The sequence below is a fragment of the Streptococcus vicugnae genome (assembly GCF_016461705.1).
In the GTDB taxonomy this organism is placed as follows: domain Bacteria; phylum Bacillota; class Bacilli; order Lactobacillales; family Streptococcaceae; genus Streptococcus; species Streptococcus vicugnae.
Genome location: NZ_JAEMHW010000005.1, coordinates 1 through 12,812, shown reverse-complemented (window position 1 = coordinate 12,812; position 12,812 = coordinate 1). Strand labels below are relative to the sequence as shown.

The 12,812-nt window shown below is 36.9% G+C and carries 9 protein-coding genes; 5 read left to right on the top strand and 4 right to left on the bottom strand.

The features are described from left to right. The first annotated feature begins 66 nt into the window (after window positions 1-66). Window positions 67-2,826, top strand: coding sequence for a YhgE/Pip domain-containing protein (locus JG537_RS08360; protein ID WP_199544872.1), 2,760 nt, complete (start codon window positions 67-69; stop codon window positions 2,824-2,826). Window positions 2,827-2,977: 151 nt separating this feature from the next. Continuing rightward, window positions 2,978-3,331 (top strand): DUF1304 domain-containing protein, encoded by a 354-nt coding sequence (locus tag JG537_RS08355; protein ID WP_074965511.1) that lies wholly within the window; start codon window positions 2,978-2,980, stop codon window positions 3,329-3,331. A 35-nt stretch (window positions 3,332-3,366) separates the two neighbouring features. Here the strand turns inward: JG537_RS08355 and JG537_RS08350 are convergent, their stop codons facing one another. The 4 genes from JG537_RS08350 to JG537_RS08335 form a co-directional block, all read right to left on the bottom strand. Further along, a complete protein-coding gene (locus JG537_RS08350; protein ID WP_132869465.1) occupies window positions 3,367-4,275 on the bottom strand; it encodes a DUF4097 family beta strand repeat-containing protein in 909 nt (302 codons plus the stop codon). Further along, window positions 4,272-4,856 (bottom strand): DUF1700 domain-containing protein, encoded by a 585-nt coding sequence (locus JG537_RS08345; protein WP_132869466.1) that lies wholly within the window; start codon window positions 4,854-4,856, stop codon window positions 4,272-4,274. Before JG537_RS08345 ends, JG537_RS08350 begins: the two co-directional genes overlap by 4 nt. After that, window positions 4,843-5,169, bottom strand: coding sequence for a PadR family transcriptional regulator (locus JG537_RS08340; RefSeq protein ID WP_132869467.1), 327 nt, complete (start codon window positions 5,167-5,169; stop codon window positions 4,843-4,845). Before JG537_RS08340 ends, JG537_RS08345 begins: the two co-directional genes overlap by 14 nt. A gap of 152 nt (window positions 5,170-5,321) precedes the next feature. Beyond that, the gene (locus JG537_RS08335) at window positions 5,322-5,903 is read right to left on the bottom strand and encodes a TetR/AcrR family transcriptional regulator (RefSeq protein WP_199544871.1); all 582 of its coding nucleotides are present in this window, start codon (window positions 5,901-5,903) and stop codon (window positions 5,322-5,324) included. 312 nt (window positions 5,904-6,215) lie between these two features. Between JG537_RS08335 and lepB the strand changes: the two genes are divergently transcribed. The 3 genes from lepB to JG537_RS08320 form a co-directional block, all read left to right on the top strand. Next, on the top strand, window positions 6,216-6,830 hold the full coding sequence (gene lepB / locus JG537_RS08330) for a signal peptidase I (protein ID WP_132869791.1): 615 nt from the start codon (window positions 6,216-6,218) through the stop codon (window positions 6,828-6,830). A 19-nt stretch (window positions 6,831-6,849) separates the two neighbouring features. After that, complete coding sequence (locus tag JG537_RS08325; RefSeq protein WP_199544869.1) at window positions 6,850-11,283, top strand: SpaA isopeptide-forming pilin-related protein; 4,434 nt, start codon at window positions 6,850-6,852, stop codon at window positions 11,281-11,283. A 112-nt stretch (window positions 11,284-11,395) separates the two neighbouring features. Beyond that, window positions 11,396-12,812 (top strand): isopeptide-forming domain-containing fimbrial protein (locus JG537_RS08320; RefSeq protein ID WP_199544867.1); only part of this gene is annotated, 1,417 nt, incomplete at its 3' end.

Here is a 12,812-nt window from a genome sequence, read left to right as displayed (position 1 = left end):
TTTCATATCCTTGTATAATATATTTTATCATAATTTTTGAACAGTGTGTCTAAATTAGGAGAAAATATGTTAGAAGAATTAAAAGCACTTATTAAAAGTCCCAAACTTTGGGTGACAATGATTGGGGTTGCGCTTGTTCCAGCTCTTTATAACTTGTCATTCTTAGGCTCTATGTGGGATCCTTATGGGAATGTAGAGAATTTGCCAGTGGCAGTTGTCAATGAGGATAAGTCAGCAACGCTAAATGATAAAACTTTAAAAATCGGCGATGACATGGTAGACAGCATGTCTAAAAATAAAGCTCTTGATTATCATTTTGTTAGTCAGAAAAAAGCTGATAAAGGGTTAAAAGATGGTGACTATTATATGGTTATCACTTTACCAGAAGATTTATCAGAAAAAGCATCAAGCTTGCTAACAGATAATCCTGAGAAATTAAACATTAAATACCAAACAACAGCAGGTCGTAGTGTTGTCGCTTCAAAAATGAGTGAATCAGCAATGACTAAGCTCAAGGATACTGTCTCAGAAAATATCACGAAGACTTATACGAAGGCAGTCTTCAAAAGTATGACTAGTCTTCAAGATGGTTTGAAAAAGGCCAGCGATGGTGGTAATCAATTAGTTGATGGTAGTCAAAAACTTGAATCAGGTAGCCAAACCATTACAGATAACCTAAATAAAGCCGCTTCAGGAAGTCAACAACTCGCTGACGGGTCAACAACACTTGTTAATGGTCTCGGTGAATATACAAACGGTGTTGGACAATTAGCACCTGGTCTTGATAAAATCTCCGGAGGTGTGTCAGCATACACAAATGGTGTAGGACAATTATCAGCTGGTTTACCAGAGTTACTAGCTGGTGCTAATAAATTATCAGCAGGTGTGACAGAGTACACCACTGTTGAAGGTAAGGTTGCTAAAGTTATGCCTCAATTGACACAAGGTTTTAATACGTATGCAGGTGGTGTTAATATGGCATCAGTTGGTATGAATGCTTTGTCAGCAGGACAAACCACTTTTGCAACAGCTTTAACATCATATACTAATGGTGTCAGTCAGCTATCAGCAGGCTTAACTCAATTAAATGCTAAATCTAAAGATTTAACTGACGGCATTAATCAATTACAAACAGCAAGTAGTAACAATCTAGATCAATTAATTGCAGGTGCGACAAATCTTAATAATGGTTTACAAGCCCTTCAAACTGAACTAGATAATACAAGCTTGCCAGATACATCACAATTGCAAGCCAGTCTTAATAGCCTAAGTCAATTAGGTCAAAGCCTGTCTACGATGAGTTCAGCAATTTCATCTATTAATAGCTCAGATTTAGCGGCTGTTCAAGCAACTTCTGCTTATCAAAGCCTTAGCTCAGAACAACAAGCTGAAATCAATGCAGCTATCACAAATAGTACTGGTGCAGCAACTGCGAATAATTTGGTAAATCAAATTTCTGGTATTCAAACACAGCTTGCCTCACTTCAAGATTTATCAGCACAATTAACGAATTTATCAGCTCTTCTTGATAAAGTGGCTACCTTAAAAGCTAATGCTTCAACTGCCAGTGCAGGAAGTCAACAATTAGTAGATGGTTTAACGCAATTTAAAGCAGGTTTGACATCAGATCAAGGTATTCCAGCTTTGGCTTCAGGTATTTCTAGCTATACATCAGCTGTTGGACAATTAACTACAGGAGCTAACCGAATAGTTGGTAATAATGAACCGTTACTATCTGCATTTTCTCAATTAAATGGTGGTGCCAGTGCTTTACAATCTGGATTAGGACAACTAGTTGCCAATAGTCCTCAATTAAGTAATGGTCTTGCTCAAGCAGAATTTGCAACAACAGCTTTGGCTACGAAAAATGAAGAATTAGTGAGCGGTGGTAAGGCAGTAGCTGGCGGTGTTAAAAAAGCAACAGATGGCGCTAACCAACTCGATTCTAAAAGTGATGAGTTAAGAAGCGGTACTAAGAAAGCAGCTGATGTTGCTAACAAGTTAGCTTCAAACAATGATAAGCTAAATAGTGGTGCTAAGAAATTGCAATCAGGGGCACAAGAATTGGCTTCTGGTTCAAGTCAATTGGCTGCAGGTAGTGGTACATTGACAAATGGATTGACAACATTGACAGATGGCTTGACAACCTTGACAAGCTCATTATCTGATGCAAGTCATCAATTGTCACTTGTCTCTGTAGACAGTAAAAATGCCAAATTGGTTTCTGAGCCAGTATCTACAACTGCCAAAGATAAAGATAGCGTGAAAACAAATGGTATCGGTATGGCGCCTTATATGATTGCTGTATCACTTATGGTTGTCGCTCTTTCAACAAATGTTATCTTTGCAGATTCATTATCTGGACGTCCTGTTAAGAACCGTTTTGAATGGGCAAAACAAAAACTATTCATTAATGGTTTGATTTCAACAGCAGGTTCATTGATTCTATACGGTGCTATTCAATTCCTCGGATTTGAAGCTAACTATGGTTGGCAAACCCTTCTCTTTATTATCTTGAGTGGTTGGACATTGATGGCTCTTGTAACAGCTTTGGTTGGATGGGATAATCGTTATGGTTCATTCGCATCATTGATCATGTTGTTATTACAAGTTGGTTCTGCGGGTGGTTCATATCCAATCGAACTTAGTCCGAAATTCTTCCAAGTCGTACATCCATACATGCCAATGTCATATATCGTTAGTGGTTTACGTCAAACCATTTCTATGACATGCTCAATCGGTAAAGAAGTTGGTGTTTTAACTGGATTCCTTATCGCTTTCATGGTATTGGGTGTCATCATTTATAGAAAACAAGATGCAGAGTGATAGATTTCCTATCCTCTGTTTTTTTGTAGGCAAATCATTTGAAGAATGTCTTAAGCTTTAGTATACTTAACAAAAGTCGATTAATTTAGAAACGTTTACGATGAGTTTACAGGTGTGTAAAATCTGTAGATTATGAGAAAGAGGAGAAAATATGTCAATTATTACACTGATTTTAGCTGCTTTAGTAGCTTTGGAACATTTTTACATTATGTATTTAGAGACATTTGCGACACAGTCTAAAGCAACAGCGCGTGTCTTTAACATGTCAGAAGAAGAGCTGCAACGTGAATCTGTAACCAATCTATTTAAAAACCAAGGAATTTATAATGGTTTGATTGCTGTCTTTTTGCTTTACGGTATCTTTACAGGAAATGCAACTGTTGTGGTCATTTTCCTTTTGAATGTTGTTCTGGCAGCTCTTTATGGTAGTGTGACTGCTGATCGAAAAATTATTATTAAACAAGGTGGTTTAGCTATTTTAGCTTTGTTAACATTTTTATTTTAAGATATAAAAAGGTGCCGTGTCGGCACCTTTTTAGTTTAATTAATAGTAATGTCACCGGTATTACCGTCAACTTTTAGGATGTTTTTGGTTGAAGGAATTAGGGAGCTAGAGATATCGCTATCTCCGATATTGTTGCTAGCTTGAACTGTAAGTTCTTTATTGGCAAGGGTAATGTCGACGTCTCCAGTTGAGCTAGATAATGTATTGAGACCTTCCAAATTAATACCATTTGCAGAAAAATCACCGAGTGAAATGTCAATGTTTGAGTCAATGATTTTGCCATTTTCAAAATCAATATCACCTGTGCTTGTTGTTAGGCTGAACTTGTTTAGATTGCAGTTTTGGAAATTTCCCTCTCCGACAGCGATAGTCAATTTACCAGAATTAAAGTTACAGTTGGTAATATCTAAAACCCCTGCACTGAGTTCGATGTTGGCGTAATCGGCAGTCACATCACTGAATTGCAAATCACCGGTTTTTAAATTGGTTTTTATGGAGTGAATATCCATATTTTTAGGGATAGAAATAATAATGGTATGTTTATTGGTTACTGTCCCAGTTTTAGTTAGGTTAACAAGGTCAGCTAAACTGAAAAGGTTAATGGAAGATCTGTGGTTACCATTCCAGCCACCAGTTTGTTTAACGGTAAGCGTCCCATCGCTTGTAACCTGATAAGAGACTGGGAGTTTTTTTGTGTCTGAATATGAGATAAAAGGTTTATCAATATCGACTTTTGAAACCACAACATCAAAGGTTGAGGCATTAATATCAATTTTATTAAATTGGTCAAGAGTTACTTTGCTTTGCTTGATGTGTGATTTAACTTCGTATTTTTGGTTGAGTTTTGTTAAACCTCCAGTAGCCAGACCAATTCCAGCTAGCCCAGCTCCTGCTAAACTAGCTCCAATCCCGATACCTAAAACAATTTTTGTCCACTTTTTCATGATTTTCTCCTTTTACTTGCCGCTTTTTGAATTAATTTGCCGATACTTTTTACTGCGAATTTCCCAACAGCACCAGCAGCTAAAAGAGCTAGTAGTGCTAAGCCGAGTGATAAAAGTCCCAATCCTAATCCCAAGGCTGTTGTTGATGGCGCGATACTAAGATAAGACCAACTGTCAATCAGCATGTAAACACCAGATGTTAAAAGGGCAACTCCTAGAGCTAGTACCATGGCTATAATGGCAATTCCGAACGCCAAAATGGTAATAATAACCATAAGTAGCGCCAAAATAAGTGGTAGGGCAACTGGGCTAGCTAGAATAGCAAGGATAGCAATCCAGATAATGATAGCCTTGTTTTTAGGTGATTTTTCATCTTCAACAATCTTCTCATCGAGTAATCGGCTAATAATGTCGTGCGCTGCATCTTTAGGTGATCCTAGTTCAGCAATAACTGCTTCTTCATTTTCGGGACCAGCTTCATCGAAATATTCTCTGAAGTAGTCCATGGCTTCTTGATAGTCATCTTTTGGCAATTTTTTTAGGTATTTATCTAGTTTTGCCAAGTAGTCACTTCTCGTCATCCTCTAATCTCCCTTCGACAATCTCCTCAATTTTAGTGGTGTATAATTGCCATTCGTCTTTTAGAAAGGCAAGTTGTTGTTTACCACTTTCTGTAGTTGTGTAGTATTTGCGTTTACGACCTTGGTATTCTTGTTGGTAGGTGTCCAAATAGCCCGCCTTTTCTAGTTTTTTTAAGATGGGATAAAGTGTAGATTCCTTAATGTTGGCCACCTCTTTAATTGTATGACTGATGGCATAGCCATAAGAATCTTCTTTATCAACGATAGCTAGAATAAGAAATTCAATAACAGTCGCAGAAGTTGGAAAGTACATAGCAAATTCCTTTCTGACAATATATAAAATTTTTATATATAATTATTTTATATATAAACTATAAATCAGGTTAATTTAAAAGTCAAGTATAATATATAAAAATTTTATATATTATAAGAATTGGAGTATAAAAAATCAAAAAAGCTAGAGATTTAATCTCTAGCTTTTTGATTTTCCATTGTGTAGTAAGAATATAAAGGGGCTTTTGTTAATTTTAAAAAGTCTTTTTTAAATTCTTGGGGTGGTACAGGTTCTTCTTGAAGAAGCCAAATTTTGATAATAGCTGCAATTTGTTCGACGATAATTTTGATTAAGACATCTTTGGGGAGATTAAAAATGTCGCATTTGGGGTGAATAATTTCTGATGCCCATTCTACAAAACCATTAACAATGGTATCTTCGAATGTTTGTGTAATCGCGGCAGTATGTAGAAGTTTTAAATGCTCTTTTTTATCGTAAAGAACGGGTAGCAACTTATCAGCAACATAGTCCACAGGGTTACCATCTCTTTTTTTGTCATAGTGGTGACTCCATTGGCGAATTTCCCAGATGATGTAGTCATCGACATAGGTAATGATTTCACTAAAATTCTTAAAGTGTTTCTGATAAATCGCTTGTCTAGAGACGCCAGCTTTTAAAGCAATTTCAGAGATGGTAAAGTTTGTTTTTTGAGGATTTTCTGTGACTAATTCGAAAAAAGCACCTATGATTTTTTCACGTGTGTATCTTGCCATTGTATTTTCCTCCAATAATAATTTGTATTCTACCATAAAAAACACGATTTTTTCTCATTATTAGAAAAGAAAGACAATTTCTTTTTTTGAGGAATCTACGCCATGCAAACCCTATTAGATTAACATTCTGTCAATATTTTTTTAATTTTATCACTTTTTATTTACAGGTTGTAAATAAAAAGTGATAGCTTTTTACTAGATATGAGGATAAAATTAAATCGTAAAAAAGGAGATCGGGTTAAAAAAGGCTGTCATATTAAGCCTAGGAGTTTGTTAGGAGTCATTAGAAACGAAAAAGGATTTGTAGTCAAAATGAAAAAGTTTTGTACTGTCAGGACGCAAGAAATAAGCATAAGTGATTTACCTGATTCAAAGGAACTATTAAAAGAACTAAGCAAAGTAAAGTATCGAGAGCGTTATTTTCGGACGCTCAGAGGAACGATTTTCACATTGATTACAGTAGCGGCTATTGCCGTACTCGTAGCGACAATCTGGTTGCCAGTTTTACAAATCTATGGAAATTCAATGACGCCTAACTTAAAGGCTGGAGACATGGTGGTTTCTGTTAGTAGTAAAAATTTGAAACAGGGTGATGTCGTTGCATTTTATTACAATAATAAGGTTTTGGTGAAACGTGTGATTGCGGCGTCTGGTCAATGGGTCAACATTGATGAGGACGGGAATGTCTACGTTGATGGTGAAAAGATTGATGAGCCATACCTTGCTGAAAATGAAAAGGCTTACGGTGAAACGAATATTGATTTGCCTTATCAAGTTCCAGACGGAAAATTCTTCGTTATGGGAGATCACCGAAGCGTTTCAATTGATTCGCGTAACAATGCTGTTGGCACAGTAAGTGATGAGCAACTAGTAGGTAAACTAACATTTAGAATTTGGCCACTAACACGATTTGGAACAATAGAATAGGAAAAAGAAAGGAGTACTTATGAAAAAGCTGTGGATAAAACTAGCGGCTTTAGTAAAGAAAAGGTTGCAAGAAAGCTTAGTTGCAAAAATTGCTTTAGGAATATCTGTTGTTGTTGTCTTTAGCACGACTTACGCTTTGGTTTTACCCGCCCTAACAATTAGTACAGATAGCAGTTCTTCTGTTATTCAGTCAGTAAGTAGTTCGGAAGAAACAACTACTGAAGCTTTGCAAGAAGAAAGCAGTCAAGCAGAAAGTTCAAAGGTAACAGATAGTAGCACAACAACATCAGAAGCAGAGACAGAGTCGTCAGATCCAGATGCTGTCGCCGCGGGAAGTCTCAGTGCTGAAACATCAGATGTTACGGTGACGGCAACATACGAAGATAACACGTTTTCAGAACCTGTTACGTTAAAAGTCAGCCCAGTATCAGATACAAGCGCTATTAATGACAAGTTGACGTCTGTTTTGAGTGAAACAAAGCAAACTTTGGCACAAGCTTACACATATGATATTTCGTTTGTCACAGCAAGTGGCAAGGAAGTCGAACCAAGTAAGGATGTCAATGTTTCAATTGCCTTTAAAAATGCCGTTTTAAACTCTGAACTACAAAGTGGTTGGAAACTCTATCACTTTGTGGACAATGATGTCAATAAGGTGGAAGACCTCACAGAACAAACTGATACAACGATTAATCAGGACAGTTCGAATAGTGTTATAAGTGTTAATTTTAAATCAGATAGTTTCTCAAATTATACTATTGCAGGTGTTACGTATGCCGATTTTTCAGATTACTTGACGGGATACATCTATGATGAGAGCAGTGCTGTTGAAGATTTGTCAACACAGACTTTGACAGTTAATTTAGAACTAGATTATACGATTTCTAAAGCACATCTAGATGCGGATAGATATTATTACCTAGAGCTTCCTGATGATACGGCTATTGGTCAAGACATCAACCTTAACACAGAATATATTGGTAAGGATAGTAATCAAGTTGATGCATACACTTACAAATTTACTTATGATAGTCAAACAGGTAAATATTATATTTTAATTGCCTTTATTGAAAGTTACGTTAATGAAATTATTGATGGAACACAATCAACGGGGTGGTTAAAATACGATGCGACTTATGGATCTACACATTTACAAAATGATGGTAGTTATAGTGTTCAGTATTCAGATAGTCTAGTGGTAACTATCCCTGAGGATGTTATTTCAAAAAATTATGACTTAACTACTTCGAAGTCTGGGTCAGTTACATATGATGGTGATACTCCGTATATAACATATACGGTACGGGTTGACTCAAAATATGGTACACCAAGTTCAATTGATATTAAAGATGTTCTTACAGCATCTGGAGTTTCAATATCTGCACTTGACTCTGTAAGTGTTACAAAATCGACATACGCAGGAAACACTGGTAATGTAACATCAACAGAAGATGTTTCATCAGGTACTTATTCCTATAGCTTTAATGCATCAAATAAGACTTTGAATATGACTTTACCTCAACTGGTTTCTGGTGGTGTAGATTCTAGTGGAAATCCTATTGGACATTATTACACAGTTACATATCGTTATAAAGTTTCTGGTCTGACAGCTGGTTCATCGGTAACAGCTAATAATACAGTTACAGCTACATCTCAGACCGATGAGGATGATAAGGAAACTCACTCAAGTAGTTCAAATGTGACTTTATCACTTAATCAGGTTGATAAGCAGGGTAGCTATAATGCAAGTGATGGAACTATTACTTGGACAATTAAGGTTAATAGCAACCATAATGATATAGCTGGAGCATTGCTAACGGATGAGATGTTTTCTCAAGCAAGTAGTGTAAACATTTCGCCGAATACTGGGGCAACTCTTCAATATTCTAATGGAAAAATCACTGGTATAAAATTTAGTGCCACTTCTGATAATAAAAATATCAATGAGTATACTATCACTTATACAACTTCAGTTGATCAGTCAAGTTTAGGCTGGGATTCAAGCAGTATCAAGAATAAGGTTACTTTAGATGATGACGGTAACACCACAACATCAGACGATCAAGTTACAAAAGAAACCGAAGTTACGGTACCTGGAACTGGAAGTTTAACTAAGGGAGTTTCAGCAGAAGGAGTCGCATCATTTGGTTTGAGTGAACTTGCTTGGGAAGTGGAACTTGAGATGCCAAATTCAGGAGTTCTTAAAAGTGGAACAGTGTTTACAGATACCTTGAAAGATCCTTATAATCAGAATTCGGAAGTTCATTGGTATACTAAGGATCAACTAGAGGATTTATATCATCGACTGGTAGAGATTTTCGGTACTGGTCGCTTTACTCTTGAAGCGCGTCAACCAAATTACGGTGACTATACTAGCTATAGTGATTTAAGTGATACCGTTCATTATACTGAGTTCAAGGTGACGCTGACAGCTGATTATACCTCATCAAATAACATAGGTATTCACTATAGATCAACTATTGACCTAGATAAAAGTTCAACACAGAAATATGCTAACACCATTACCTCGGGAACACATAATTTTACTAAAGAATATGATTATAGTGAAAATACTAATGTTGTAAAAATGGATGGTAATGGAAACTCTGGTACAACTAATACTACAAGCTCAGATGGGACTGTTACTTGGATGGTAAGAGTTGATTTGGATGATAATGCAACTAGTATGACAGTTACAGATACTTTGCCAGAGGGAGTTAGTCTAACAGGTCTCACTTACGGTCAACGTTGGGGGCAAATTGCTGCCAATCTTGATAATAATATACTCACTGAGGGAGCTAATGAATGGGGAACCTACAATATTAAGTTAGATGGTTCTATTTCGAGTGATGGTGTAGTAACGCTGAATTTCACCACAACTGATGGTAAGACTTTGAAAGACAATATTGGAGGTAATACTAGTTTTTGGCTCACGTTCACGACTCATTATGATGACTTTACTGTAGATGGTGCTAAAATTACAAAAAGCCTGACTAATAATGTTTCTGTAACCGTTGATGGTGAAGAATATGGTTCGGATGATCAAACGCAAAACGTAACATTTGATGGGAATAGTGGTTCTAATCCGGGGACAGATACCAAACCTATTTCTAAATCAGGGGAATGGGATAATGCAAAACGCCAATTAAGTTATAGTTTAGATATCAATCCAGAAGGTGCTGATTTAGTTGAAGGTTCTGATGAGATTACCCTGACTGATACTATGCATAATTGGTCAAATGAAGTCTCAGAATACTTAATTCAAGATTCTGTCAAACTTTATTATGCTGATGGTACAGAGGTACCAGCAAGTGAGTGGTCTTGGAAAGTCACCTCTACTGACGATGGTTGGGGAAACCACTATCATACATTGGTAGTAACTCTAAAAGACTCAACGCCTTATATTTTAGAATATTCATATCAATTAACCAAAGCAAATGAAGACAATGCCGCTTATTATTATCCTCACAATACGGCGACACTGGAAGGTGTAGCAAACGGTTCGGATAGTACCACTACAACGGTGCATTGGCAAAGAACGGGAACAAGTTCTGGATTTGATACTGAGAAAGCTTATATTATTAGCAAAGTTGATGCGGATAATTTTGGTTTAGCTTTAGAAGGAGCAACATTTACTGTTTACAAGTATGACGGAGACCTGGATGATAGTAACGATGAGGTTATCGGTACTCCTTATCAGACTAATGCTAAGGGGCAGATTTCTATTGTATACTCTAAAGGTATTTACCAAGAGGATATCATTTACTACGCTAAAGAAACAAAAGCTCCAGCGGGATATAATTTGCCAGATAATCCAGAGAAGCACTATTTTTATTGGGATGAGGACGGCAGCCTTTCTACATTACCGATAGAAATTCAACATATTACGAACCTCTCGGAAAATAATGGCTCGGCTTACGTTGAAAACGAAAAGATTAAGACGATTGACTTAACCGTCAATAAGAAATGGTTCACGGCTACTGGTGATGAGACAAGTCGTTCTGATGGTTCTATCACTTATGATGTGATTCAGGTTGCAACGGCAGAGGACGGAACGTCTACCGAATCAACTCATCTGTCTGGGGAAACGTTGAGTCATGATGATGACTGGACGAAAACTTATACAAAACTACCTGTTTCGGGTACGGATTCGTCTGGAAATGCGGTCACTTATACTTATTATGTAAAAGAGAATGCTGTTTCTGGTTATGATACTAGCTACACTAATAGTAATAATGATGTTCCTACTGAGGAAGCAGCTGATATGGCGATTGCTTCGGATTCTGCAACGATTACCATTAGGAATACAGCTCAGAAGCAATATGATTTGCCTGAGACTGGTGGTAATGGTACGCAATGGCATTACTTAGCTGGTGCGGCATTATCATTGCTTGCTATCGGTTTATTAATCTTTAAAGTCTATAAACGTTATCAGATAGGAGGTCACCTATGATGATTAGTTTATATATTGGTAAAGGCGGTGTTGCCTAGTCGATAGATGCCAAGCCTTAGATTATATTTTTACTCTACTCACACTAAATTAAAAAGAAAGAAAAGGAATTATTATGAAAAAGCTTAAATTAATTTTTGCTACATTGTTGGCAGCTTTTCTTGCCTTTACTGGTGGGAAAGCACTAGCATACGATATCACTGTTGACGGTGGTAATGGTACTTATGAATCTTACCAAATCTTTACTGGTACTTTATCAGAAGATGGTACAACCCTTTCAAACATTAAATGGGGTAATGGTATCACTGAAGCTGGTCAAACAGCTCTTCAAACAAAATATGGCGTAAGCTCTGCAGCTGAACTTGCAGAAGTATTGGGAGCAGAAGATTTTACTGCTAGCCAAGCAGAAGAGTTTGCTAAAGCGGCAGGTCAATACCTCCGAAATGCTGGTGGTTTAACAGGTCTCGCAGCTGGTTACTACCTTGTCCAAAATGCTAGTGTTGGTGACAACGAAGCTTATACAAACTACATTTTACAAGTTGTTAATAACGTTACTGTAGAACCTAAAACAAGTGTTCCTTCTGTTGAGAAAAAAGTAAAAGATACTAACGATACAGATGGTACAACTACTGATTGGCAAGATTCTGCTGACTACGATATTAACGATTCAGTCCCTTTCCAATTGACTGCTACATTGCCAACTAATCTTGATTCTTATGATGAATACTATCTTGAACTTTCAGATACACTTTCATCTGGTTTGACTTACAACAAAGATGCTAAAGTTTACCTTGTAAATGACGATGAAAAAACTGATGTTACGTCATCATTCACAATCGCTGATGATGGTTCAAGCTTCAAAATTAACAACTTGAAATCACTTGACGGTGTTACTTCATCAACAAAAGTAGTTGTTGAATACACAGCTACTCTTAACGAAAATGCTGTTATTGGTTCAGAAGGTAACCCAAATACTGTCAAACTTATCTACTCAAACAATCCTAACTACACTGGTAGCGGTGAAACTTCTCCAACTGGTGAAACTCCAGAAGATACTGTTATCGTCTTTACTTACAAAGTTGTTGTAAATAAAGTTGACCAAAATGGTGCTGCTTTGCCAGGTGCTGGATTCACTCTTTACAAAAAAGATTCAGACGGTAACTGGAATGCTGTTGGTGATGAAATCACTGGCGTGACTACTTTCACATTCTCAGGTCTTGATGATGGTGATTACAAACTTTCAGAAACAACAGTACCAGATGGTTACAACAAAGCCTCTGATGTTGAATTTAAAGTAACAGCAGACCACGATGTAGAATCTGATAGCCCAGCATTGAACTCAGTTACAGGAACTGGTAGTCTTGAATTTACTTCAAACACTACTGCTGGTTCTTTAACAACTGATGTTGTCAACAAAAAAGGTTCTGTTCTTCCTTCAACTGGTGGTATGGGAACAACTATCCTTTATGTTGTAGGTACTATTCTTGTTCTTGCTGCTGGTATCTTGCTTGTTACTAAAAAACGCATGGATG